General features: G+C 57.8%; 23 protein-coding genes. 17 read left to right on the forward strand and 6 right to left on the reverse strand.

Translation table 11 applies throughout. From position 1 onward, the window contains the following. Positions 1–119 precede the first annotated feature (119 nt). From ACQK2G_RS05810 to ACQK2G_RS05840, 7 genes are all read left to right on the forward strand, one after another. Complete coding sequence (locus ACQK2G_RS05810; RefSeq protein ID WP_425404081.1) at positions 120–953, forward strand: FAD binding domain-containing protein; 834 nt, start codon at positions 120–122, stop codon at positions 951–953. 11 nt (positions 954–964) lie between these two features. Continuing rightward, positions 965–1,459 carry a (2Fe-2S)-binding protein gene (locus ACQK2G_RS05815; RefSeq protein WP_425404082.1) on the forward strand — a complete coding sequence of 165 codons (495 nt, stop codon included), beginning with the start codon at positions 965–967 and terminating at the stop codon, positions 1,457–1,459. Then, entirely contained in the window at positions 1,456–3,876 is a 2,421-nt protein-coding gene (locus tag ACQK2G_RS05820) for an aerobic carbon-monoxide dehydrogenase large subunit (protein ID WP_425404083.1), read from the forward strand. Before ACQK2G_RS05815 ends, ACQK2G_RS05820 begins: the two co-directional genes overlap by 4 nt. Before the next feature lie 54 nt (positions 3,877–3,930). Then, positions 3,931–4,806 carry an AAA family ATPase gene (locus tag ACQK2G_RS05825; protein ID WP_425404084.1) on the forward strand — a complete coding sequence of 292 codons (876 nt, stop codon included), beginning with the start codon at positions 3,931–3,933 and terminating at the stop codon, positions 4,804–4,806. After that, a complete protein-coding gene (locus tag ACQK2G_RS05830) occupies positions 4,803–6,008 on the forward strand; it encodes a vWA domain-containing protein (RefSeq protein ID WP_425404085.1) in 1,206 nt (401 codons plus the stop codon). The genes ACQK2G_RS05825 and ACQK2G_RS05830 overlap by 4 nt, the downstream gene beginning before the upstream one ends. Before the next feature lie 11 nt (positions 6,009–6,019). Continuing rightward, positions 6,020–6,862 (forward strand): XdhC family protein, encoded by an 843-nt coding sequence (locus ACQK2G_RS05835; RefSeq protein WP_425404086.1) that lies wholly within the window; start codon positions 6,020–6,022, stop codon positions 6,860–6,862. Between the two features lie 104 nt (positions 6,863–6,966). After that, the gene (locus ACQK2G_RS05840; protein WP_425404087.1) at positions 6,967–7,629 is read left to right on the forward strand and encodes a CoxG family protein; all 663 of its coding nucleotides are present in this window, start codon (positions 6,967–6,969) and stop codon (positions 7,627–7,629) included. A 174-nt stretch (positions 7,630–7,803) separates the two neighbouring features. Here the strand turns inward: ACQK2G_RS05840 and ACQK2G_RS05845 are convergent, their stop codons facing one another. Next, a complete protein-coding gene (locus tag ACQK2G_RS05845) occupies positions 7,804–8,796 on the reverse strand; it encodes a TRAP transporter large permease (protein WP_425404088.1) in 993 nt (330 codons plus the stop codon). On the opposite strand from ACQK2G_RS05845, the gene ACQK2G_RS05850 reads away from it, so the two are divergent. Both ACQK2G_RS05850 and ACQK2G_RS05855 read left to right on the forward strand, forming a co-directional pair. Next, the gene (locus ACQK2G_RS05850) at positions 8,720–9,805 is read left to right on the forward strand and encodes a gallate dioxygenase (protein ID WP_425407617.1); all 1,086 of its coding nucleotides are present in this window, start codon (positions 8,720–8,722) and stop codon (positions 9,803–9,805) included. The genes ACQK2G_RS05845 and ACQK2G_RS05850 overlap by 77 nt on opposite strands. Before the next feature lie 642 nt (positions 9,806–10,447). Continuing rightward, positions 10,448–11,431: a LysR substrate-binding domain-containing protein gene (locus ACQK2G_RS05855; protein ID WP_425404089.1), complete on the forward strand. Its 984-nt coding sequence runs from the start codon at positions 10,448–10,450 to the stop codon at positions 11,429–11,431. Positions 11,432–11,434: 3 nt separating this feature from the next. Here ACQK2G_RS05855 and ACQK2G_RS05860 read toward each other — a convergent pair whose 3' ends face one another. Then, positions 11,435–12,301 carry an amidohydrolase family protein gene (locus ACQK2G_RS05860; RefSeq protein ID WP_425404090.1) on the reverse strand — a complete coding sequence of 289 codons (867 nt, stop codon included), beginning with the start codon at positions 12,299–12,301 and terminating at the stop codon, positions 11,435–11,437. A gap of 17 nt (positions 12,302–12,318) precedes the next feature. After that, on the reverse strand, positions 12,319–13,869 hold the full coding sequence (locus tag ACQK2G_RS05865) for a class I adenylate-forming enzyme family protein (RefSeq protein WP_425404091.1): 1,551 nt from the start codon (positions 13,867–13,869) through the stop codon (positions 12,319–12,321). A 355-nt stretch (positions 13,870–14,224) separates the two neighbouring features. Between ACQK2G_RS05865 and ACQK2G_RS05870 the strand changes: the two genes are divergently transcribed. Genes ACQK2G_RS05870 through ACQK2G_RS05895 form a run of 6 tightly spaced genes read left to right on the forward strand, consistent with a single transcriptional unit; the run spans position 14,225 to position 20,862 of the window. Continuing rightward, positions 14,225–15,331, forward strand: a complete 1,107-nt coding sequence (locus ACQK2G_RS05870; RefSeq protein WP_425404092.1) for an ABC transporter ATP-binding protein — start codon at positions 14,225–14,227, stop codon at positions 15,329–15,331. A gap of 18 nt (positions 15,332–15,349) precedes the next feature. Next, the gene (locus ACQK2G_RS05875) at positions 15,350–16,405 is read left to right on the forward strand and encodes an ABC transporter substrate-binding protein (protein WP_425404093.1); all 1,056 of its coding nucleotides are present in this window, start codon (positions 15,350–15,352) and stop codon (positions 16,403–16,405) included. A 49-nt stretch (positions 16,406–16,454) separates the two neighbouring features. Continuing rightward, positions 16,455–17,294 carry an ABC transporter permease gene (locus ACQK2G_RS05880; RefSeq protein WP_425404094.1) on the forward strand — a complete coding sequence of 280 codons (840 nt, stop codon included), beginning with the start codon at positions 16,455–16,457 and terminating at the stop codon, positions 17,292–17,294. After that, positions 17,291–18,079, forward strand: a complete 789-nt coding sequence (locus ACQK2G_RS05885) for an ABC transporter permease (RefSeq protein WP_425404095.1) — start codon at positions 17,291–17,293, stop codon at positions 18,077–18,079. The genes ACQK2G_RS05880 and ACQK2G_RS05885 overlap by 4 nt, the downstream gene beginning before the upstream one ends. Positions 18,080–18,138: 59 nt before the next feature. After that, positions 18,139–19,569 (forward strand): amidase, encoded by a 1,431-nt coding sequence (locus ACQK2G_RS05890; RefSeq protein WP_425404096.1) that lies wholly within the window; start codon positions 18,139–18,141, stop codon positions 19,567–19,569. Between the two features lie 9 nt (positions 19,570–19,578). Continuing rightward, positions 19,579–20,862 carry an NAD(P)/FAD-dependent oxidoreductase gene (locus tag ACQK2G_RS05895; protein WP_425404097.1) on the forward strand — a complete coding sequence of 428 codons (1,284 nt, stop codon included), beginning with the start codon at positions 19,579–19,581 and terminating at the stop codon, positions 20,860–20,862. A 777-nt stretch (positions 20,863–21,639) separates the two neighbouring features. On the opposite strand, the gene ACQK2G_RS05900 is transcribed toward ACQK2G_RS05895, so the two are convergent. Next, a complete protein-coding gene (locus tag ACQK2G_RS05900; protein WP_425404098.1) occupies positions 21,640–22,968 on the reverse strand; it encodes a type II toxin-antitoxin system HipA family toxin in 1,329 nt (442 codons plus the stop codon). Next, entirely contained in the window at positions 22,968–23,219 is a 252-nt protein-coding gene (locus ACQK2G_RS05905; RefSeq protein ID WP_425404099.1) for a helix-turn-helix domain-containing protein, read from the reverse strand. The genes ACQK2G_RS05900 and ACQK2G_RS05905 overlap by 1 nt, the downstream gene beginning before the upstream one ends. 294 nt (positions 23,220–23,513) lie before the next feature. On the opposite strand from ACQK2G_RS05905, the gene ACQK2G_RS05910 reads away from it, so the two are divergent. Both ACQK2G_RS05910 and ACQK2G_RS05915 read left to right on the forward strand, forming a co-directional pair. After that, positions 23,514–23,903, forward strand: coding sequence for an antitoxin Xre-like helix-turn-helix domain-containing protein (locus tag ACQK2G_RS05910; protein WP_425404100.1), 390 nt, complete (start codon positions 23,514–23,516; stop codon positions 23,901–23,903). Next, entirely contained in the window at positions 23,900–24,589 is a 690-nt protein-coding gene (locus tag ACQK2G_RS05915) for an RES family NAD+ phosphorylase (RefSeq protein ID WP_425404101.1), read from the forward strand. The genes ACQK2G_RS05910 and ACQK2G_RS05915 overlap by 4 nt, the downstream gene beginning before the upstream one ends. A 431-nt stretch (positions 24,590–25,020) precedes the next feature. On the opposite strand, the gene ACQK2G_RS05920 is transcribed toward ACQK2G_RS05915, so the two are convergent. Continuing rightward, positions 25,021–25,203 (reverse strand): helix-turn-helix domain-containing protein, encoded by a 183-nt coding sequence (locus ACQK2G_RS05920; RefSeq protein ID WP_425404102.1) that lies wholly within the window; start codon positions 25,201–25,203, stop codon positions 25,021–25,023. Positions 25,204–25,658 lie beyond the last annotated feature (455 nt).

Here is a 25,658-nt window from a genome sequence, read left to right on the forward strand (position 1 = left end):
GCCGCGCCCTCCGATAGTGTAATCTCGGTTCGCAGCCTGTTCCGGCTTCTCCCAGTATTCCGTCGCGATCAATCAATGATGGGCGGATAACCGCCCGCGGTTATTACGGGAGGAAGGACGTGATACCAGGCAGGTTCGATTATCACCGGCCGGACAGCGTGGCGGGCGCCATCGCTATCCTGACCGAACATGGCGACGCGGCGCGTGTCGTTGCAGGCGGCCACAGCTTGATCCCGATGATGAAGCTGCGCATGACCGATTTGGAACATCTGATAGACCTTCAGGCGATCGAGGCCTTGAAGGGTATCGATGTTGCTGACGGTACCGTGCGCATCGGGGCGATGACCACCCAGCATGAATTGCTGACCAGCGACGTCCTGAAGAGCGCCGTGCCGATACTGCACGAAGCCGCGACACAAATTGCTGACCCGCAGGTCCGGTATATGGGGACCGTGGGCGGCAACGTCGCGAACGGTGATCCGGGCAACGACATGCCGGGCCTCATGCAGTGCCTCGGCGCGAGCTTCACGCTGATCGGCCCGAACGGCACGCGGGAGGTCGCGGCGCGAGACTACTATGAGGCGGCCTATTTCACCGAACGGGAAGACGATGAAATCCTGAGCGAGATCAGGTTTCAGGTGCCGCCGGCCGGAACCGGATATGCCTATGAGAAGCAAAAGCGCAAGATCGGCGACTATGCCACCGCCGCCGCGGCGGTCCTGACCGGGCCGTCCGGAGCCTCCATCGCGATGACCAACCTCTCCGACACGCCGATCTGGTCGCAAGAGGCGGGCGACGCCTTGGCCTCGGGCGATACCGAAGGTGCCATCGCGGCGGCCCTCGCCGCCATCGACCCGTCGGAAGACAACCGGGGGCCGGTGGAATTCAAGAAGCATGTCGCGGGCGTCATCCTGCGGCGTGCCATCGAGCGCGCACAGAAGCGCGCCGGGTAAGGGAGGAAAAAGTGAGCAAAATTCACGTCAAGATGACGGTGAACGGCCGCGAAGTGGAAGCGTTGGCCGAGCCGCGTCAGTTGTTGATCCACCACCTTCGTGAGGATCTGCGGATCACCGGTCCGCATATCGGCTGCGAAACTTCCCATTGCGGGGCCTGCACGGTCGATATGGACGGAAAATCCGTCAAGGCATGCACGGTCTTCGTCGCGCAGGCGGACGGTGCCGAGATCACCACGGTAGAAGGGCTTGTGAATGCCGACGGATCGCTCGGCGTCATTCAGGAGATGTTCCGCGAACATCATGGGCTTCAATGCGGTTTCTGTACCCCCGGCATGATCACGCGGGCGCACCGGCTGCTTCAGGAGAATCCGAATCCGACGGAAGAAGAAGTCCGTTTCGGCATGTCCGGCAACCTCTGCCGGTGCACTGGATATCAGAACATCGTCAAGGCGATACTGGCCGCTGCGGCCAGTCTGAATGCGCAGAAGGAGGCCGCGGAATGACCGATACGATGGAAAAACCCGAAGATCGTTCGAAAGCACTGAAAGGGCTCGGAACCTCGCGGAAACGTGTCGAGGACGTCCGCTTCACCCAAGGCAAGGGCAATTATATCGACGACCTGAAACTGGAAGGCATGCTGTTCGGCGATTTCGTCCGTTCTCCATATGCCCATGCCCGGGTGGTCAGCGTCGACAAGGAAGCCGCCCTTGCATTACCGGGCGTGATCGCGGTCCTGACCGCGGAAGACCTGGCGCCGCTCGGCTTGCATTGGATGCCGACGCTCGCCGGCGACAAGCAGATGGTGCTGGCCGACGGCAAGGTCCTGTTCCAGGGACAGGAAGTCGCTTTCGTTGTCGCCGAGGACCGCTACATTGCGGCGGACGCCGTCGAACTGGTCGAGGTCGACTACGAGGAACTTCCGGTCGTCGTCGACCCGTTCAAGGCGCTGGAGCCGGATGCTCCGGTGCTGCGCGAGGATATTGCCGACCAAAAGGAAGGCGCGCACGGCCCGCGCAAGCACCACAACCACATCTTCACTTGGGAACAGGGTGACAAGGACGCGACGGAACAGGTCCTGGCCGGGGCGGATGTCGTCGCCGAGGAGATGATCTACTACCACCGCACTCATCCGTGTCCTTTGGAGACGTGCGGCTGCGTCGCGAGTATGGACAAGGTAACGGGCAAGCTGACGCTGCACGGAACCTTCCAGGCGCCCCACGCGGTACGTACCGTGGCGTCGCTGATTTCCGGTATCGCGGAGCACAATATCCGCGTGATCTCGCCCGATATCGGCGGCGGGTTCGGCAACAAGGTTGGGGTCTATCCGGGCTATGTCTGCTCCATCGTCGCGTCGATCGTGACTGGCAAACCGGTCAAGTGGATCGAAGACCGGATGGAAAACCTGATGTCGACGGCTTTCGCGCGCGACTACTGGATGCAGGGCAAGATCGCGGCGACGAAGGAAGGCAAGATCACCGGCCTTTGGTGCCATACGACGGCGGATCACGGGGGCTTCGACGCCTGCGCGGACCCGACCAAGTTCCCCGCCGGCTTCATGAATATCTGCACCGGCTCGTATGACATACCGACGGCCTATCTGGCGGTCGACGGCGTCTATACGAACAAGGCGCCGGGCGGTGTCGCGTACCGTTGTTCCTTCCGGGTGACGGAGGCGGCCTATTTCATCGAGCGGATGATCGAAATCCTCGCCATCAAGCTCGACATGGACGCCGCCGAACTGCGCCGTATCAACTTCATCAGGGCGGATCAGTTTCCGTATCAGTCGGCCCTGGGCTGGGAATACGACAGCGGTGACTATCACGCCGCCTGGGACAAGGCCTTGAAGGCGGTCGACTACGAAGGGCTGCGCCGCGAGCAGGCGGAGCGCGTCGAGGCCTTCAAACGGGGCGAGACACGCAAGCTGCTGGGGATCGGCCTCACCCACTTCACCGAAATCGTCGGGGCAGGCCCGGTCAAGAATTGCGACATTCTCGGCCTGGGCATGTTCGACAGTTGCGAAATCCGCATCCATCCGACCGGATCGGCGATCGCGCGGCTGGGGACGATCAGCCAGGGGCAGGGACATGCGACGACCTTCGCGCAGATCCTGGCATCGGAAATCGGTATCTCGGCCGATGACATCACGATCGAGGAAGGCGATACCGACACCGCGCCTTACGGGCTGGGGACGTACGGTTCCCGCTCGACCCCGGTTGCCGGGGCGGCAACGGCGATGGCGGGCCGGAAGATCCGGGCCAAGGCCCAGATGATCGCGGCCTATCTGCTCGAGGTTCACGACGACGATGTCGAATTCGATGTCGACCGGTTTGTGGTGAAGGGCGCGCCGGAGCGGTTCAAGACCATGAAGGAAATCGCCTTCGCGTCCTACAACCAGGCGATCCCGGGAGTCGAACCGGGTCTCGAGGCGGTGAGCTACTACGATCCGCCGAACATGACCTATCCGTTCGGGGCTTATATCTGCGTCGTCGAAGTCGATGTGGATACCGGCGTCACGGATATCCGCCGGTTCTACGCCCTCGATGATTGCGGAACCCGCATCAACCCGATGATCATCGAAGGTCAGGTCCATGGCGGCGTGACCGAGGCATTGGCCATCGCGATGGGGCAGGAGATCGCCTATGACGAGATGGGCAATGTGAAAACCGGAACGCTGATGGACTTCTTCCTGCCGACGGCCTGGGAGACGCCCAACTACGAGACCGACTACACGACGACGCCCAGCCCGCATCACCCGATCGGGGCGAAGGGGGTCGGGGAAAGCCCGAATGTCGGCGGCGTTCCGTGCTTCTCGAATGCGGTGCATGATGCATTCCGCGCATTCGGCCTGACCCAGAGCCATATGCCGCACGACCATTGGCGCGTGTGGAAGACGGCCCGGGATCTGGGCTTGCACGGCTAGCAGGAAAACGGGGCGAGGGGACATCCCTTCGCCCCGAACCTGAGCGGTGAACAGATGACATGGACTGAGTTGAAGGCGGATTTGGCCGATGCGGGATATGTCGCGTCGGACGAATTGGCGATGGCGCTCCACCTGGCGATCGCGCACCAAAGGCCGTTGCTGCTGGAGGGCGCCGCGGGCGTGGGCAAGACGCAGATCGCCAAGACAATCGCCGAAATCCGGAAGACGCGGCTGATCCGGCTTCAGTGTTATGAGGGGCTGGACGCCACATCCGCAATCTATGAATGGAACTATCAGCGCCAGTTGCTGACGATCAGGGCGACGTCGGAACAGGGCATGGCGCTGGGCGATATCGACGAGCAGATCTTTTCCGAAAAGTTCCTCCTGGAACGGCCCTTGCTGGAAGCCATCCGGCAGGAGCAATCGCCGGTCCTGCTGATCGATGAAGTCGACCGGGCGGACGAAGAGTTCGAGGCCTACCTGCTGGAGGTGCTGTCCGACTATCAGATTTCGATCCCGGAACTGGGCACGATAAACGCGGTGAGCCTGCCCCTGGTGATCCTCACCTCGAACGGCACGCGGGATTTGTCCGATGCCCTCCGCCGCAGATGCTTCTACAGCTTCGTGGACTATCCGGACCGGAAAACGGAACTGGCGATCCTGCAGAAGCGCTGCCCGAACATCGACTCGCATCTTGCCGGGCAGATCGTTTCCTTCGTCCAGGATCTGCGCCGTGAGGACCTTGAAAAGACGCCGGGCGTCGCGGAAATGCTGGACTGGGCGGCGGCGATCGGGGGGCTCGGCATCAACGACCTTACCGATGATCCGGTCGCGTTGCAGGCAACCATGGTCTGCCTTTTGAAGACCGAAGCCGACCGCGCTGCGATAACATCCGAGGTCACCCAGCGGATGGCCGGGAAGGCGGCATGATGCAGGTCACGCGATTTCCATCCCGCGCCGAGGGCGTCTCCGACCGCGTTTCCGACTTCATGGCCCATCTGCGCATGAACGGTTTCGCCATCGGCGTGCAGGAGACCGAAAAGGCGCTGCTCGCCTTGTCGAGTTGCGGCGCGGCGGAAGCGGAGAATGTCCGCCTCGCCTTCAAGGCGGTCTGCACGGGATCCGCCGATACCTTCCACAGGTTCGACGAACTGTTCGATGCGTTCTGGCGCAACGGCGGCCGCGTCCGTCAGCAGGCCGCGCCCCGGCCCGTCCCGCACGAAAAACAGTCATCGTCACCGCATGTGCATTCCGTCTTCCGGGCATGGCAGGACCGGGATGCCGACACGGAGGCCGGGTCCCTGCACGCGCCCGACGACGGCGGCAGCGATGATGACGCTGCAGGCGGGGGCACCGGAAGGCTTGTCGCGTCGAGGCAGCGGCCGATCGAACAGACCGATTTGCGGAAGTTCACCTCGACGGAGGAGTTCAAACGTGCGGAAGAGGTCGCCGAAAAGCTCGGCAAGGCGTTGCGTCATCGGCGCTCGCGCCGGCTGCGGCAGGCCCGGCACGGGGGGCGGCTGAACCTGCGGAAGATGATCCGCCGCAGCCTCGCCTATGGCGGCGAGCCGATAGAAGTCTTTCGGAAGAAAGCGCCCAGGCGCCGGTCCGAACTGGTGGCCATTCTCGACGCATCGGGGTCGATGACGGTGTATGCGCGGGTGTTCCTCGCCTTTCTTCGGGGATTGGTTTCCACGGATTCCCGGACGGAAGCCTATCTGTTCCATACCCGTCTGGTGCGCGTCAGCGACGCGCTGCGCGACAAGGATACGCTGCGCGCGGTGAACCGCCTTTCCCTGCTGGCGAACGGGTTCGGCGGCGGCACGCAGATCGGGGCGAGCCTGGCGCAGTTCAACCGCAGCTATGCATCGAATTCCGTCACGGGACGAACGGTCGTCGTGATCCTGTCCGACGGTTACGACACCGATCCCCCCGATCTGATCGCCGGCGAACTGACCCGCCTGCGCAAACGGGGATGCAAGATCGTCTGGTTGAATCCGTTGAAGGGCTGGCGCGGCTACGAACCGGTGGCGGCTTCAATGGCCGCCGCCCTGCCATTGGTGGATGTGTTCGCCAGTGCGTCGACATTGGGCGATCTGGCGGGTTTGGAAGCGCAGTTGGCGCGATTGTGAGGGACGGGATCATGTCGTCGCGTGTTGATATTCTTGACTACGTAGCGGGGTTGAAGGCGGCGGGGAAACCTTTCGCCTTGGCGACTGTCATAAGGACCGTGTCGGTCACGGCGGCGAAGGCCGGGGCCAAGGCTGTGATCCATCAGGACGGCTCCATCTCGGAAGGATGGATCGGCGGCGGATGCGCTCGGGCCGCGGTGTTGAAGGCGGCGCGTCTGGCCTTGTCGGACGGCCAACCGAAAATGGTTTCGATCCAGCCGGAGGACCTGCTGAAGGACTCCGGCGTCGAAGCGGGCGAAGAGCGGGCGGGCATCCGGTATGCGAAGAACATGTGCCCGAGCAAGGGAACGATGGATATCTTCGTGGAACCGGTTCTGCCGAAGCCGATGCTGTTGGTATGCGGTGCCAGCCCGGTCGCCGTCGCGATGGCCGATATGGGAACGAAATACGATTTCGACTGCCGGGTCTTTGCGGCGCCGGAAAGCCGGAACGCCTTTCCCGGTCAGTGCCGCTTCCTCGACGAAGTCGATGCCTCGCTCTGCGACGGGCGGGAGGTCTATGCGGTTGTCTCCACGCAAGGAAGCGGCGACGAAAAGAACCTAGCCGCCGTCTTGGCCTTGGATTGCGCCTATGTCGGGTTCGTGGGCAGCAGGAAGAAGGCGGAGGCTCTGCGCGCCAAACTGTCCGAAAAAGGCGTGGCGGGGGAAAAGTTGAACGCGGTCGTCGCGCCGGCCGGTCTGGACATCGGGGCCATCCTGCCCGAGGAGATCGCCCTTTCGATCCTGGCGCAGATCGTCCAACGGCGCCGTCAAGGGCAACGCACAACGCCTTCATCAACCATTGCCGGCACATAGCCGGCGCTCACACGACAATCACCCACCGTCGAGTACCGGCGCAAAGGGCGTTCCGAGGGGAAAGACCGGTGCGCGATGTCCAAGCAAAGCGTAAGGAGCGAGAAATGGAACTTAAAGACGAGATCAGGATCAAGGCCCCGCGCGACGTCGTCTATGCCGCGCTCAACGACCCGGAAGTCCTGAAAGAAAGCATCCCCGGATGTAAGGAACTGGTCAAACATTCCGATACGGATTTGGAGGCGAAGATCCAATTGAAGATCGGACCGGTGAAGGCAACCTTCGGCGGGAACGTGACCTTGGACACCACGAACGCACCGTCCGGCTTCTCCCTCAAGGGGGAAGGCAGCGGCGGTCCGGCGGGATACGCCAAAGGGGGAGCGGATGTCGAGTTGGTCGAAGACGGCGACGAGACGATCCTGCGCTACGCGGCCAAGGCCGATATCGGCGGAAAGATCGCGCAGCTCGGCAGCCGGCTGATCGATTCAACGGCGAAGCGTCTTTCCAACCAGTTCTTCACCAAATTTTCCGAACAGGTTGCGGCCAGACAGGGTGAGGTTGCGGAAGGGGCGGCCGATGAAGAGAGCAGCGCTCCCTCAGTGGCGGCAGAGCCTGCCTCCGAAAGCGACAGCACCCAACCGGCGCGGGAAGCCCAGACCGCTTCTCCCAAGACAGAGGCGGCGACCGGAGGCACGAAAAAATTCCCCGTGCTTGCCGTCGTCGTCGCGGTAATCGTACTCGCTGGGATCGCCTACTACGTCACAGGCTAATGCCTGACTGGGGACAACGGAAACATATTAGGTCTCTTAATGTTAGAGTTTTTTCCTCAAGGTGTAGACGGACAAACGAAGCCTTCTCATCGAAGGCACTCATTTGCCATTGATGTGCTACCCTTGTGGTCTGCACGTGCCGATTGCTTGACCAATATTGAACCGTAAGAACCGTCAGAGCATGGCTAGGGCGAGACCCGGAAAGGCGATCAGCAGGGCAAGGCGTGCGATGTCCGACAGGACGAAGGGGAAGACGCCCTTGAAGATGGCGCCGATCGGAACATCGGGCGCGACGGATTTGATGACGAAGACGTTCATGCCGACCGGCGGCGTGATGAGGCCCATCTCAACCGCGATGACCGTGACGATCCCGAACCAGACAGGGTCGAAGCCGGCCTGAGCGATCACCGGGAACACGACCGGTACGGTCAGAAGCAGCATCGCGATGGAGTCCATCACGCAGCCGAGCAGCATGTAGAGGGCAAGAACGGCAAGCAGCACCGCATAGGGGCCGAGGTCCAAACTGACGACGAGTTCCGCGAGGGAGAAGGAAATCCGGGAGACCGAGAGAAAGTAGCCGAATATCTCCGCGCCGATAATCATGAAGCAAATCATGGAGGGGAGGAGTAGCGTTTCCTCGATGGCCGCGCGGAAACCCGCCCAGCGCATGCCGCGGAACACGGCGATGATGAAAGCGCCCGCCGCGCCGAAGGCGGAGGCCTCCGTCGGTGTGAAGATACCCCCGTAGATGCCGCCGATGATGACCGCGAAGATCATGCCGAACGGGACAATTCCTTTAAGGCCTGAGACCTTCTGCCGGATTGTCGTCGGTTCGCCAGGTTGCGCGAGGTCCGGCTTGATCAGCACGGTGAGTGCGATGGCGACACAATAGAGCAGCAGGCCCAGAAGTCCTGGGGAGATCGCCGCGATGAACATCTGATCGACGGATTGTTCCGTGATCAACGCATAGAGCAGCAGCGCGATGGAGGGCGGGATCATAATGCCCAGTGTTCCGCCCGCCGCGAGCGTGCCGGTGGCGAGGGAGGCAGAGTAGCCGTGTTTACGCATTTCCGGCAGGGCGACGCGCGCCATACTCGCCGCCGTCGCGAGCGACGATCCGGAGATTGCCGAAAAGACCCCGCAAGATGAAACGGCTGCCAGCGCCATGCCCCCGGTGAAAGGTCATGCGGCGCTTGCCCGCCATATCGGTAATGCCCTGGTGGCCGACGAGTTCGATATATCCTTCTTCCAGAAGAAGCCGCTCGACCATGGTTGCTTTTCGCCCCTGTCGATGTTGTCCGGTTTCGATGACGGCTGGTCCGGCAGCATCATCCCGCTGCAGGGGGGCGTGCTGCAGTTGCCGATCCCGAACGCGAAACGCTGCTACAAGCTGGGCCAATCTCTACGCAAGGCGATTCAGAGCTTTCCTGATGACGATCTTCGGGTCGCGATCGTGGCCACCGGCGGGCTTTCCCACCAAGTGCATGGGGAGCGCTGCGGGTTCACCAACGCGGAATGGGACGACAGGTTCCTGGACCTGTTGGAAAACGATCCGCAAACGCTCACCGAGATGCGCTTGGCGGAATACGCGACCCTGGGCGGCATGGAAGGGGCCGAGGTGATCATGTGGCTGATCATGCGCGGCGCGCTGTCGGACACGGTGAAACAGGTTCACAAGGCGACCTATCTGCCGTCCATGACCAACATCGCGACGGTGATCTTCGAGAATCAGGGCGATGCGCCGAGTGAGGCGGCAACAGAAGCATACCGCAATTATATCGCCTATGAATTGGCCGGGGCGGAAAAGCTTGAGGGAACTCATCCGTTCACCCTGGAACGAAGCCACAAGGCCTACCGCATAAACGATCTCCTGCACCGCCTGATCATCCCCGAACATCGGGAGCGGTTCGTCAATGACCCGGAACCTTTGTTCGAGGATTATGGTCTGACCGAGGAAGAGCGCGACCTGATCCGGAAACGCAAATGGATCGAGATGATCCACTATGGCGTCATCTTCTTCGTCATCGAGAAAATGGCGGCGGTAGTCGGCCAATTGAATCCGCAAATCTATGCGGCGTTCCGCGGTGAGGATCTGGAGACCTTCATGAAGTCCCGCAACGTGGCTATCCAGTATTCGGTGGCCGGGGGCGACAAGGCGAACGCGATAAAGCAGTAGGGGGCTATTCGGGCCGAGGCCCGGAAAGGTTGGCTAGAACGCGTTTGGGAAAACGGTTTGCAACGTTATGCAGTCCCGTGCAGCCGAAATTTCCCAAATTTTACGGCAACGTGTTGATTTTTATGAATTGTTACAGTCCTGCCGGGACCGCCAAAATATTCTATAACTTATTGATTTAAAAAATAAAAAATAAAGTTTGGGAAATTCTGAAATCTTCGGACTCGCACCTTTTCGAACCCACGGCCTCAGGATTAGGAATTATGGGCTTTTTGAATGATTTCAAAGGCGTTTTACAAAGTTCCGCCTTTGTTTGCCTGTTTCTAGCCCATTGAAACATAACAAGGCGCAAAACCAATTGTAAAACTTTCTGTAGCGGGGGCTGCCCGATGAATGCCAAACGCACTGGGGTTTGCTCAGTTAGGAAAATGCCTGAGACGGACTGTCTTCAGAAAGGTAATTGACCGGCACTAGAAGACAGTTTCGAAATAGGGCCACCCTTTCGACTGACTTTGACTGTTCGCTTCAGTAGACTTGCGCAACGTCCGGTATCGTTCGTCTGTTGTGTGGTTGCTAGATCCTCGTCCCTGATCGAACGGTTGTAGTTCTGAGTTTGAGTTTTTTTGAGCTGGAGAGGTGCGGCGCATGCGCATCACGCACAGACAATTGGAAGCGTTCGTTCAGTTCATGGAGGTGGGTACGGTCACCGGAGCAGCCGAAAGGTTGTTCGTATCCCAACCCGCAATGAGCAAAATGCTGGCCGGGTTGGAGATAGATCTGGACCTGACGTTGTTCCATCGTGAAAAGAAGCGACTGAAGCCGACAGACGAGGCGCATTTGCTCTACAAGGAAGTGCGCCGCCTTTTTGCATCAGTTTCCGATGTCGAGAGGTTTGCCAGGGATCTGCGTGATTTCAGGACTGGAGAGCTTCGAATTATAACGGCTACTTCGATCGGCCATACCTTCGTTGCCGATGCCGCGGTCGAATTCGGTCGTGAGTTCCCCGATGTTCATATCAAGATAGATACGTCGAGTTCCGTCGGCAGCGATGTCTTGCGTCAGAACGTGGATCTTGGGTTTAGCGTTACGCAGTTTCACCATTCCGCCCTGACGACGGAGGCCATGTTTCACGCTTCGTCTGTCTGTGTTCTTCCAGCAGGACATCCTCTCGAAGAAAGGGATGTCGTCAAAGCCCGTGATCTGGAGGGGGAGGAGTTTGTCTCATTCACGCCTGACAGCCGAATGAGGCACCTTACGGACGCCGTATTCGAACAGCAGAGGGTATCGCGAAAACTGCGCTTCGATGTCTTTTCCTCGGCAGAGGCGAATGCATTAGTGAGCAAGGGGTTGGGGGTTTCGATCGTCGAGCCGTTGAATGTGCACTTTTACCCGAGGCCGGGATTAGTCATTAAGCGATTTGAACCGAAGTTGGAGTTCACATTCTCGGTAATGAGACCGAACGACAGGGGGGATGTAGCCTTGGCCGACCGGTTCCTGGATATTTTGGCCAAACACGTTGCCTGTGTCGCTGATGGGAAATCCGATTTGCCGGAGACCTTGGAGATACGGTTGGCCCAGCGCCGTGTCCGCAAGGGGCGCCCGGATCTCTTGGGCATTGTTCACAAGTAAATATCAGACATCTGCGAGGTTCAGAAAGGAACAGGCGTTTTCCTTGAGCCATTTTTGCTGCACGTCTTCTTCCAATGGCAGGCTCCGAACCTCATCTACCGTTCGAGCAATCGGCATCATAGGATGGGCGCTGCCCCAGATAATTCGGTCCTGGAGAACTGTGCTTCCGTATTGCAACAGAGGGCCATAACCTGAGTTTTCCTTGGCCAGAATACGGGGACGAACAGCCACCACACCAATCCAGAGGTTGGGATGTCGCCATGCCACTGACAAGAGTTCAAGAACCCATGGCCAGCCTGGAGGAGAGGCGCAGACGCGCAATTCAGGAAAATCGCAGAGGACTCTGTCCAGCATTTCCGGCCGGCCATATTCTGGAGAGCTCTCGAGAGAGAAGTTTATGCCGGTATGAATATTGACCGGGACATTCAGTTCGACACACTTGGCGTAGAGCAGATAGATCCGTCGGTCGTCAATGGGAAGCCGATTTTCGAAGCATTGGAGGTTCAGGCCCCTTAGCCCCAGTTCTCGGACGGCAAACTCAAATTCTCGAACCGCTTCCATGCCTTTGTTCGGATCCACTCCGGCGAAACCAATAAATCGATCCGGATAGGATCGGCATAGTGCCGCGATATCTTCATTTCGAATTTTTCCGCCGAAGGTGGTCTCGACGTCCCGTGCCTTGATGACAGTACGAACGACCCCGGCTGAATCGCAGTCGGCAAAAAAGTCGTCGAGTGTTCGCGTCTCGTCATGGCGACCCGATTCAGCCTCTGCTTTCGCGTAGACGCGCCTGTAGTTCGAAAGGTGAGACTGCGTCGGCATTCTTGCTTCGGCGACCGGAGGGGTCGCGCCGTAATCTATTACTGTCATCGGGCTTTCCTTCGAACTCAACGCCAAACCTGATCGACGCGGTCGAACGAACCGCTCCTCTGGTCCTGGCGAGAATGCAGCAAATCAGATTTCGCTACTTTGAACGATGTGGTCCGAGGCATCTCGGAGATGAACTCGAAGTATCGGGGAAGCTTGAAGCTTGCGAGCCGTGTTTCCGAATACGCTATTATCCGATCTACAGTTTCTTCGCTCGGGCTGGTGCCGTTTCGTAGGCAAATAAAGGCTTTGACCTCTTCGCCACGCATTGCGTCGGGCACAGGTATGAGGGCAATTTCCTCAATTTCATCCATATCGCGAAGTACCCCTTCGACCTCGCGGCAAGCGATGTTCTCACCGCTCCGGCGGATCATGTCCTTTTTCCTGCCTACGATGTAGTGATACCCAGCTTCGTCTCGCCGAAAGAGGTCTCCTGTGTGAAACCAACCGTCCTTCAATACTGCTTCTGTGGCTTTTCGGTTGCGATAGTAGCCTTGGAATATTCCCGGGCCTCTGACGATCAGTTCCCCGACAGCGCCCACGGAAACGTCAATACCTTGTTCATCCACAATGCGGGTTTCACGGAAGGGCGAAGGAATGCCGCAGCTCCCGGATCCGACCATGTCGGTAGCTTCCATGGGCATGTACAGGCCCGACCCAATCTCGGTCATCCCAAAGGCTTCGCGCGCTACAAAACCATATCTGGCCTCAATGTCTCTGTGGACCGATGCCCTGACCCCATAGACGTTTGCGCGGACAACTTCGTTTTTACTATCGTGGTCTGCGGCTGGTTGTTTTGTGGCTGCTTCGGGAAACAGGCAGAAGTTTATCCGATGATCCGATAGCCATTTCGAGAACCGTGAGGCGCTTTGTTTTCGGCCGACGAACAGCGTTCCCCGCTGATAGAATGCCATCAACAGAAGCCATTGAGGGTCCATGTATGTAAATGGTGTCGTGGCCAGTATTCGCGCGAAACGCCGGCCATCCCGCCAAGCATTTACCATGCCTGTTGTTAGCCAATAGCGATGTGTCAGCACACATCCTTTTGGAAGGCCGGTGGTGCCGGATGTGTATTGGATATTAGCGACGTCGTCTCGATCGATGAGGGGAGTCGGGCAAAGCCGTTCGTCAGCCCGTTCAATTGTTGCGGCCCAATCGTCAACACCGGATATGCCGGCTATGGCAATCTGCTCAGTCGTAAGGAGGTCGGTGCTAATATCGCCCAGGGCATTCCGGTAATCAGAGTGAATAATCAATCGTTGGGCGCCGGAATTCTCCACCGCGTACCGCAATTCCCGGGCGCTGTAACGTGTATTGATCGGTACCAATATGGCGCCGATCCGGGCCAGGGCCAACCAAGTGATCGGCATTGCCGGAATATTGGGAAGCATAACAGCAACGGCATCACCCTTTTTGACACCCCATGCGGACAATGCTGCACCGGCGCGAAGGGTCCTGGACCGAACTTCTGAGTAGCTTTGAGAGATGCCCTCATCAAAAAAGGTCCAAAGCGTCTCATCGCCCATATCCACCGTCGCTTGATCGAGCAGATCGGAAATAGAACCGGGCATCTCGGCCGCTTCGATCGTTTTTCGGCGTTCGCTGGGGGATTGTGTGGGGTTTGTCAGAGGAACAGGGGTAGGCATAGCTGGATTATAGGTCCTATGGCCGGTGTCATGGGGATGTTCACGCTTCTGGAAATTTTGGTAACTCAGCGTCCGGGTTTGCGGCAAATACCGTTTTTTATGCTTCTTATAACTTAATCGAATGTTTGTATGGCCTCAGCCATCGGCGCTTTATGGAGGTCGATAGGATAGGGCTTCATAACATTACCTTTTGGAATATTAATCGAAACAAACGGTCTTTGACGAAAGGTGACGGGACGGGTTGATACTCCGTCGAATGTTGCAAGAGAAAAACACACCAATGTCGAATGCCGCTGCAAAACAGGACGATGTGATCCTGGAGCTTTCATCCGTTACCAAGACCTTCGGTTCATACACGGCAGTGAACGATGTTTCGCTGAGTGTATGCCGCGGTGAGTTCGTCACGCTGCTGGGCCCCAGCGGATGCGGAAAAAGCACGATCTTACGCATGATTGCCGGGTTCGAGACGCCGACATCCGGTGCCATCGTCATGAACGGGCAGGACATATCCGCAACACGGCCATATGAGCGTGCTGTTGGCCTTGTGTTTCAGAGCCTGGCCCTGTTTCCCCACATGAATGTGTTCGACAACGTTGCATTCGGCCTGCGCGCCGCAAGCGTTGATCGCCGGCAAATCGAATCCCGCGTCATGGAGATGCTGGCGCTCGTGGAGCTGGCAGATTTCGCTTTCCGGCCTGTTGGGCGGATCAGCGGCGGGCAACGGCAACGCGTCGCACTGGCGCGGTCCTTGGTGACCCAGCCGGACGTTCTTCTGTTGGACGAGCCTTTGTCGGCGCTTGATCTGAAGTTGCGTCGACAGTTGCAGGTCGAATTGAAACGAATTCAGAAGGATACGGGCATTACCTTCATCTTCGTGACACACGATCAGGAGGAAGCCTTATCTATGTCCGATAGGATCGCGGTCATGAACGTTGGATGCGTGGAGCAATTCAGCCCGGCTGTCGAGACTTATCATTTTCCCAGGACCCCGTTCGTTGCCAAGTTTGTCGGTGAAACGAACCTGCTCTCCGGTGTTGTCTCGGAGAATTCCGACGGAGGCTCACTCATTGAGATTGAAGGTTTCGCGGTGTGTGTTCCGCTTGAAAATGCCGAGCAATCGCTGCGCAAGGGAGATGGTGTTTCCCTGTCGATTCGACCGGAGCATGTTTCTGTCTCAGTGGGGGAAGGTGCCGGTGTTCCAGGATCAGTTCTGAGCCACAGTTTCTCCGGCGCAAGCGTGACGTATTCGATCCAAACCGAACACGGTGAGGTCCTCGCTCAAGTCCCCTTCAGTCCGACCGGTCCCCATCCTCTGCCCATAGACACGGTCGTATCGGTTGGATGGTCATCCAAAAACGTCCGGGTCATTTCGAACACAACAAAATAGAAAACAGGAGGCTTAGTTATGAAGTTCACTCGACGCGCGTTGTTGTCCACTGCTCTTGCGGGGTTGTCATTGACCACAATGCCCCGACTCGTCAACGCGGCTGGCGGTCCCATCCTTCATGCCTCATGGGGCGGCGGTGTAGGATCCACTTGGCGGGATGCATTTGCGGGACCTTATGCCGAAACCGGATCTGACGTTCGGGTCGTCGAGGTGCCGAACCCTGAAGCGCAACTGCGCGCGCAGGCCGGCGCTCCGCAATACCACAGCGCGATCTGCACATTTGTTCAGGCAAACAATCTGATGAAAGACGGTTTGGTCGAGACGTTTGACCCCGATGAACTGCCTGAAATGAAAAATGTAGACAAAAAATACTGGCTCACGACGCCGGACGGCAAACTTGCAGGTGTTACGCCCTACTTCGCCTATTATGGCATTGCGGTTAACACGAACGAAGCCAAGGTCGAGGACTTCCAATCATGGAAGAGCCTGGGCGAGGCGCGCTGGAAGGGTCGGCTGGGATTAACCCGTCCGATCTATCTGTCGACATACGACTTGACCATCATGTCCAAAGCAATGGGCGGCGATGAGTTCAATATCGATGGTGGGATGAGCCTACTGCGGGACACCGCGAAAAACATACTCAGCGTCACCACATCCCTTGCCCAGCAAAACGCCGTTCTGGAGCGTGGCGAGGTTGCCGCCATGCCGTTCTATTCGGTTCGTGTGTGGAGTTTGCAGAGTGCCGGCGTGGATTATGTGAAAATGGTAATCCCTGAGGAGGGCGCATTGCTCCTTCCCTATGTCATCGTTGCTCCAAAAGGAGTTGCCGATCGCGAAATGACGCGGCAATGGCTCAACTATATCGCTTCTGGCGCGCCGCAAGAACGCGGAGCCACTCTCTCGGGGTACATTCCCGCGAATGAAGCAGCCAAAGCCAGCACGGAGATTGAATCGCGCTTGGGTGGAAGCTTCAGCGATTTGAGACAGAAACTGTATCAACCTGACTGGAATCATATCGCAGACCATCAGAAAGAACGCGTCGAAGAGATCGACAAGATGCTGGCGGATCTATGATCGACCGGACACTCGACGAGATGAACAGCTTTGGCATGCGGATCGAACGATGAGCCGGCAAGTTAGAATTCTATTGCTGTTGCTGCCATCGGCGATCCTGCTGGGGATTTTCGCCTTCGGGCTGATACAATTAATCTGGGCTTCCGTCGTCATAGACGGGAGCCTGGATTTTTCCCTCTACGAAGCGTTCTGGCGGCGCTCGGACTACATAGCGATGCTAGTGAGGACGCTTGCGATATCGGCCCTCACGACCGTTTGCTGTTTGCTGGTCGGCTTTCCGACCGCGTATTTGATTGCCCGGACAAGGATGAACCGGAACCTTTTGTTGACCTTGGTGATTTTCCCTTGGTTGGTCAGCATTGTTGTCAGGTCATATGGTTGGATGGTTGTCCTGGGTCCGAAGGGTTTGGTGAACTGGTCGCTCGAGGCCGTCGGGTTGATCGATGCCCCAGTGAAGTTGATGTATAACACTTTCGGTGTGGTCCTGGGGTTGAGTCACGTTTTGTGCCCCTTCATGATCATTGCCATTTTATCCGTCCTTATGCAGATACCCAGAAGTCTCGAAGAGGCCGGTTCAAGCTTGGGATCTCGGCCGTTCTACGTGTTCCGAAACATCCTCGTGCCTTTGAGCATGCCGGGAATCCTCACTGGGGTGACGCTCGTCTATTTGATGGCGACCGGTGCCATCGTGACCCCCCTGATGCTCGGCGGATTAGGCGATTCGATGCTCGGTACGGAGATATTTCAGGAAGTCATGCACTTCTTCGATTATCCGAAGGCAGCCGCTTTGGCGACGGTTCTCTTGTTCACGGCACTGATCGTTGTCTTGCCGCTCCAGTGGTACGAGCGACGTATCAGTAAAAGACATGCCGCGGGGGTAAGCCGATGATGCGTATTTCGTTCACCCGTGTCATTGGGGCGGCAACGCTGCTGATACTACCTTTGCCGATCCTGATTGTGGTTATCGTATCATTCACGTCGGCTGGCTATCTCTCATTCCCAATCAAGGGCATATCCCTGCGTTGGTACGTTGAGTTTTTGGGGTCCGTTGATTGGTTGGCTTATCTTGGAACCAGTGCGGCCCTGGCGATAATTGCCGCCGCGGTCAGCACCGGCGCGACGTTCGCCGCAGCATGGGCAATCGTTCGCATGGGGATGCGTCATGGTGCTGCGTATGAGACGGCGCTGCTGACCCCATTGATTTTCCCGCATGCGGCGGTTGGCGTCATCATGATTGTCATCCTGGCGGGAGTTGGCGGATTGGGCACGTTTGCCGGTCTCGCTCTGGTTCATTGCATTCTGACGGTACCATACGCTTATCGTCCGATAGCCTCGGCGTTGAAAAAGTCGGACCCGGCGCTGGAGGAAGCGGCGATGAGTCTGGGGGCGCGGCCGTGGCGAACCTTTTGGCAAGTCACCTTGCCCGCCGTGCGCCCGGGATTGGTCACGTCGCTTCTATTCAGCTTTATCATCTCTTTTGATGAAGTGACCGTGACAATGTTCCTGGTTGGTCCTTTTGTGATGACCCTGCCTGTCCAGGTTTTCAGCGAAGTCTTGGAAAGTGCGAGCCCGATCATTGCCGCTGTTTCCGCTTTCCTCGTTCTGTTCACGACATTGATGGTATTCGTGCTCGACAAGTTCGTGGGCCTTGAATTCTTCGTTGAGCGAGACTGACCGTTTTCTCAAACAGCCAATAACACCAGAAGAACCGCCAAACGCGAGGGGACCCCAAAATGAAGTCAGAAATGCCTTACTGGAAATATGGCGCTACCGACATTGCCAAGAATGTGAAAATGGGAACGGTTTCGGCGGCCGAGATCATGGGATCGGTATTGGACCGGATCAAAAATGCGGACAGTGAGGTAAATGCATTCGCGACAGTGGATCCTGAGGCGGCTATGTCGAAGGCGGAGGAAGTCGACAAGGCCGTATCACGCGGAGACGTTGTCGGGCCGCTTGCGGGGGTTCCATTCTCAGTAAAGGACCTTGTTCCGACTGGTGGGATGGAAACCGCATACGGTTCAAATGCTTTTGCAGGGCATGTCCCTGCGCGCGATGCTGAAGCGGTCGCACGATTGAGGCGAGCCGGCGCTATCCTGATTGGCAAGACGAATACGCCGGAATTCGGTGTCAAAGCGCTGACGAACAATCCGCGCCATGGATATACGCGGAATCCGTGGGATCTGGACCGGTCACCTGGGGGTAGCAGTGGCGGGGCCACGGCTGCCGTGGCGATGGGAATGGGACCAATCGGAATGACGACGGACGGGGCAGGTTCATCCCGTATACCGGCGGCGGTGTGCGGCGTGCTTGGTCTCAAACCGACACTGGGCCGAGTGCCGAGTGAGGTGTCGGCAGAACTGTTTTCGTCTTTCGTCAATCTCGGATTGGCGACAAGGACGGTGTCGGATATGGCCTCGGGGTTAACGGCGATGGCGGGGCCCTCTGAAGGAGACCCCTGGTCGATTGGCCGGCAGGAAACCGCCTTCACTGTACCGGCCGAGCCGTTGAATTGTCTCCGAAGCTTGAGGGTCCTGGTGTTTCGTCGCATGGGCAACAAACTGCTCGACGGGGGAGTCGAGGACCTCATGAACGCAGCTTTGGAACGCTTTCGGGAGCATGGTGCCATCGTATCCGAAGGACCCGAAGACATTGACTGGGATAAGGCGTGTCAGGTCACCGCGATGCGATCCTATCAACATGCTCGTTTGCATCATCTTCTCGACGAATATGAAGACGTGTTGGATCCTGTACTGGTCAATGCCCTGAAGGAAGGGGCTTCGCAGAAGCTTTTGGATGTGCAATCCGCCCCCAAAAGGCGTTCTGACCTGTTCCGTCGTGTGCAAGAATTGTTTGAGCATTCGGATGTCATCGTCACTCCAACGGTTTCTGCCCCACCGCCGCATTATCGGCACAATCAGGATGATCCGATTACAATCAATGGTGAACTTGCGGGGCCAATTCGGGCGAATTGGTACGGTTACACGGGTACGTTCAATCATTCCGGTCACCCGGCGATCTCTATTCCCATGGGGCATACAACCGACGGATTGCCGGCGGGACTGCACGTTGTCGGTCGATGGTTTAACGAGCAGGGGTTGCTTGACATTGCGGCGGCTTGTGAACAATTGGCGCCGTGGCGCGACGCTTGGCCGGACCGATAGGGTCGTCTCATGGCTACGCCGCTGAATACACCTTATTGGTGGGACGATTATCCTCCCGAACGGTCCGAGGCTTCCTTGCCCCGGGAAGCGGACACTGTAGTAGTGGGCGGCGGCCTGACAGGTCTTAACGCCGCGATCACGCTACGGCGCAGCGGGCGCGATGTCGTCGTATTGGAGGCAGCGGATTTTGGCTTTGGCGCAAGCACACGCAACGCAGGGCATGTCAGTAGCGGCATGAATCTGGGCAAGGGATCTTCATCGGCGGTCAGATCCCCGATGGAACGCAACTTCCCACCGAACGTGCTCGCGGATTTGCGGGCCGAAGCGTCCGCGTCCTTCAGCTTTTTAGAGAAACGGATCGCAGAACTGCCAATTGATCCGCTTTTCGCACGCACAGGCCGGTTTGTCGCGGCGGTATGCCCATCGCATTTCGCGGGTCTGGCGCGCAAGGCCGAGTTCGTCGGTGGGGAATTGGTCCGGCGCGAGGATCAGAGAAACGAGATCGGCAGCGACCAATTTCATGGCGGGATGGTGATCCCACGATCAGGGCAGATTCATCCCGCTCGTTATCTGCATGGTTTGGTTCGGCTTGCGCGGGATGAAGGAGCAACCTTGGTCCCGAATGCAAAGGTTGTAAGCATTGAGAAGCATAACGGTCGTTTCCATCTCCTCCTGCCGAGCGGTAAATCCTTGACCTGCCGCGACGTGTTGATCGCGACGAATGGCTACAGCGAGGCCCTTGTACCCTGGTTGAGGCGCAGGGTCATTCCGGCAGCCAGCTACATCGTGGTGACGGAGCCGCTGAAAGAGGGCTTATTGGATACTCTCTTGCCAAAACGCCGGACCTATGCGGATACGCGGCGATTGCTGAGTTACTTTCGCCCGACGCCTGATGGAAAGAGGATTCTTTTCGGTGGTCGAGCGACGCTGCGCGTTCGGGACCCGTCGGATGTCGCACAACAGCTGAAGCGGCGTTTGGCCACGATATTCCCGGAGTTGCAGGACATCGGCATCAGTCACGCTTGGACCGGGATGATTGCTTTCACCTTCGATTTTATGCCGCATTTGGGACAGCATTCCGGGATCAACTACGCGCTTGGCTGCAATGGCAGTGGGGTTGCGATGTTGAGCTATCTTGGTCATCGAGCAGCCCAGGCCATGGTAGGCGATGAGTTGTCCCCGTTCTGGAACCTTTCGTTTCCGACAGTTCCTCTCTACCGCGAAAACCCCTGGTTCTTACCGCTCATGTCGGCCTACCAGCAAGCACGCGATTGGGTTGATGTATCAACTTGATCCTCGTCGTTTAGGTTCGCTTGGGGCGCCCAACAGGAGGGTTTAGCCGTCAAGGTGATGTCCGCTGAATATACGTTAAAGCTATGGCCCTCGGTCCGCTGCAGTACCTACAGGGCTCAGCGCTAAGTCAGAACGCCCAGGTCTTAGGGCTCGGTGCTTCCGACAGCATGAACACTGGACGTCGCCCAACTGTATCGTCGACCCGGGGATCACGCACTCTCTAACCTATTGAAATTATTGACATGACCTGCGAGATTCGAACCCGTGGCCCCAGGGTTAGGAATCCTATGCCAAGCATGTGTCAGTCAATTTGCGAATTGAAATCCGGCGGTACTATTGCGTCGGTGCCAAATTAAGCACTGCGAGAACTGTTCTGACGCTGGCGAGGTGGCGCCCAGAGGCTCGTCTGCGGTGGGAGCAGAAACCTGAGTGCGTATATATTGTTGGATTTAAATAGTAAGCCATCCCGTTCGCTAACCGGCATGACGTAAAATCAGACGTTGTGGGACTGGAAAATATCCAAGGCTTTGTGCGGGATATGCTTACAACGTCGACGACTTACACACGAATAACCTGTTGGCTTTGCATGCGTCTCCATCTCGGTGACGGATACTGCTCTAGGTTTGAGGAAGTTCGGGGGACTCAGGTCACCATTTTTGCGCATAGAGGTCATATGCGTAATGAATCTTGCGCATAGGCGTTTTGGTCGCGCTAAGGATGGATGCGCGAGCTAAAGAAACTGATCGAACAGCAAGGCGCCGACAGCGGTGTGAGGGATTAGTCCGCTGCGCTCAGTTCGAGACGACGGGCGCGTTCGCGCATGGCGGCGCCAACTGACTCATGGATGGAGGCGGGGAAGTCGTTCGGCAGATTGGCTTCGACCGCTTCGAGTGCATCGTCAGCCGTCTCCCTGATATCGGATATTGTTTGTAGCGTCAGGCGCTTTGCCATTCCGGCCTTCGCGCCCGTCTGGACGAAGTGACGGCCCATGATCCCCTCGATCCGGTATCGGTTCTTGTCCCCAATCGCCATGGCTAACTTCATTTGCTTGGGTTGAATCTGGTGATCGTCGAGGCTCGGTTGCGCCGTGAGCACATCGTAAAAGGGCGCCAGCCGATACCGGCTGCCTGGTGTAAGGAATATCGAGAAGTTCTTCGCATGGCCGTCGGTCGCGCTGATGAGCCAGAAGACGATCTGGGCCTTGAAGAAGGCGAACTGATCCGCCTGGGGCTCGTCGCTGCCTTTCAACAGCTCGATAATCGCGGGGATGCTCGGTCCTCCTTGGTTCTGATATTTCAACGATGGCGGAACTGAGAGCGCCTGACAGCAATCTTCCTGTGGCAAGCGGAGCAACCGGCCGTCGCGCGCCCAACGCCGGTCGAAACGTTTGATCACAAGGACCTTTTTACCGGCAAAGCTCTCGATACGGGCTTCGTTCACCGGCAGCCCGAAGGCTTTGATCAGTTGAAGGCAATAGAATTCGTTCTCGACGCTGTTCGACAGGCCGATCCCGTTCGGGATCTGTCCGATTTGTGGCTTGAAGATGTGCGTCGTTGGCGTCGTGCCGATTGGCTTGAGCCAGCGACCTTCGTAGTGGAGCAGGGCGGTTTTTTCCTGTGCTCCCGCCACGGATATTCTGAAGCCGTCGTCTTCATCAAGGCCGAGCGGCGCGCGCGCCAGGTTGTTCAGCATCCGGCCGATGTCGTCTTCATCGATTGGCTCCCCTTCGATCTTACCGGTGCTTTGCGTGATATCGTCCGGGGATAGGGTCTCCGGTAGAAACTGCAACGCCCCGACGCAATCCCGACCGATTGCAGCGAGCAGGCTATAGGCATCGGTGCCGGTCGCGCCGACACGTTCGGCGACCCGTTTCCGCAGCGCATCGGAGTCGGGCAGCAGGTTTTCGAAGACGGCCGCGACGGGGGCGCCGATATATCGATCCTCGCGAAGGGGCAGGGAGAGGGACACCGGCAGTGCATGTTCCCATTCCAGCCAGCTTCGGTCATAGGTGAAGTCGATTGCGCCACTGCTTTCGCGGCTGAGGCGCCCGACGAGCCGGTTGTTGAGATATACGTTCAGAGGGATGCGGGTACGACGACGCGGCATTAGAACACATCCTCGATATCCGCTGCCGACCCCTTGCTGCGTGGCTTGATCTCGATTTCGAGGTCGAGCGCCGCCAGCAGGTCGAATATCGTGGCAATCTTCGTCGCACCTTGCCCGCCCTCGATTTTCGAGACGGTTTCCTGCCATATGCCAGTCTTCTCTCCAAGCTGGGCCTGGGTAAGATCGGCATTGCGGCGCGTGCGCCGGAGAATGGCTCCAAGCTGTTTCGGTGTGCGGGCGATCTGGCTCATGGGGACCTATCCTTTTATGGAGAATATATTATTTGGATCATAAAATGGCAATATGATATTTGGATCATAAATCGCGTTTATGACTACCGGATCATAAATCTGAATTATATCGATTGGATCATGATGGTGCCCTGGCCACGGGGGCGTTAAGGGCATCGAGCAGCCCGGACATGCATTGATTGCCTCGATATTGTCTGCCCCTCCAGTTCGGTTGGAAATCAACTATTAGTCCATGTGGTCTTGAAAGATAGTCCAAATGAACTTATCGTAAAACCATTGGAAACGGAACGATCAATGGAATCCTTGGTAATTGAGCGTGCGGCACCGGAGCGACAGGCAGTTGCCCTGAAGGCCTTCTCGCGCATTGCCGATGCCTGGTCGCTGACCCTGCGTGAAGCCGCGGCGCTCGCCGATATGTCGGAGTCGACATGGAAGAGGGCGAAGAAGCCCGGCTATGCCGGCGACCTCACCCATGACCAGATGTTGCGTCTGAGCGCCCTGGTTGGGATCTACAAGTCCCTCGAGCTCTATTTCAACGATCAGATCTCCCGAAACTGGATCAAGCTTTCGAACAAGGGGCCGGAATTCGACGGTGCCCGACCAGTGGACGCGATGATTGCCGGCGGACTGCCCAAAATCCTGCGCGTGCGAGCCTATATCGACGCGCTGCGGGGCGGCGTGTGAGGACCACATCGATCAACGACCGCGCCCTGGTCAGGCTAATCTCCGAAACTCATCACAAATCGCCTGTCCTGCGAGGTCTGACGGACAGCGACGAAGAGGCTGCCATCCTTGCGGAAATCGAGGGGGACACCAGCGCGCGTCTGATTGCCGAGAGGGAGGGCAGTCCCGCGCTCGATCGGCGTGAACTGGCCTTCGCGCGTCGGGCCCATGACTTGGCGCTTTATGGGCAGAGCCACATCAATGCAGCGTTCACGTATACGCGGTCCACGGGCAATCGTTTCAATAGCGGCGAGAGGGGGGCGTGGTACTGCTCCTGGGACTCGCTGACGAGTGCTCATGAGGTCGGCTTCCACCGGACCCGGGAGCTCGAATATATCGGGGTCTATGAGGACAAGGCCCGGTATGTCGAACTGCTGGCGGATTTCATCGGGGATTTCCCGGACCTGCATGGCGAGGATCATCCGGCGCTCGATCCGGATACGCGGGCGGGATACCCGGCCGGCCAGGCGCTTGCCTCGGATCTGAGGCGGGACGGGCATCGCGGATTGATCTATCCGTCGGTCCGGCATCCGGGCGGTCGCTGTTTTGTCGCCTTCGATCCTGGGATTATTCAAAATGTTCGGCCGGGCGCGAGCTGGCGGCTGGTTTGGAATGGGGCGCCGGAATTTACGATTGAAGGGATGTAAGGCCCTGAACATCCTTTGTGTTGGAGCAGAGCGGAGCTCGTGATGGAGGCGGAGCTAGTTTCCGCGCCATGTTCGTGTGCCCGCGTCGGGAGAAGATATGTTTGTCAGTTCAAGCAATTGGAAACCAAAATCCTTTTCAGCGCTTTCCGATCTCGGTGTGACGTGAAGTTTGACACGAATGTAGCGGTCCTGGTGGGAATATGACTGCCTGGCGATAAACGGGCGGAGCATTGATTTTTCAGGCATGCACAGATCGAAGGCCAAGTCCGCAGCGGAGCGGCTGTTGAGTGTCTGCCATTCAATCTAGGGGCCATTCTTCCGTGTCTGTTTCCCGCTTCTTTTGCCGCTCGTAGCACCTCGAAATCATTCAAAGGCGTCTTGTCGCGAGTCGCGCGAGTGGGCCGGGATTGGGGAGATGGGTTTGCCAGTACTCAGCGTTGCTCAATGAAGGCCAAATGATCGTTGGGGACAAAGTAACGGCGGTTGCTGATCGCAACGAAAGGGATCTCGCCCTTCGTTACCAGACGATTGAATGAACGCAAGGGGATCCCGAGGCGGGCTGCCGCCTTGGCGGCCGTCAACAGCAATACCGAGTTATCGTCGATCTGATCCAAGATGCCCGACCCAATGGCTTTGTTCTTTTTCGTTTGGCGGCGTTACACGCACGTCCGTCGCGCATTGAGTTTGCTTAGAACCCCGCCATTTTTCCAGCATTGAGTGGGGGGCGGTGGTTGGTCTGCACCGGGCCCATTCTTTGGATCCCCCAAAGGGATTTCTATTCTGGACATCTATGGGACACGAAATTTTCGAAGAAATTCGTGACTTGGAAAATTCAGCAATTTCAGCGGGATGGTGGTGCTGCCGCAGAGATTTGAACTCTGGACCTCTCCCTTACCAAGTAAGTCGATGAATGGGCGGCGCCCGAGATTCGAACTTTTCAGGGATATGATCGGTAGTGGCAAAAAACTTTGCTGAACAAAAAAACAGGCAACAATGGAGCGAGTCGTGGGGGGAGCGCAGCTTGATAGCGCATCTGCTTTGGGAGCAGAGGGCGTGGTTGGCTTAACCA

It is taken from the genome of Hwanghaeella sp. (assembly GCF_965227365.1).
Classification (GTDB): Bacteria; Pseudomonadota; Alphaproteobacteria; order UBA8366; family Aestuariispiraceae; genus Hwanghaeella.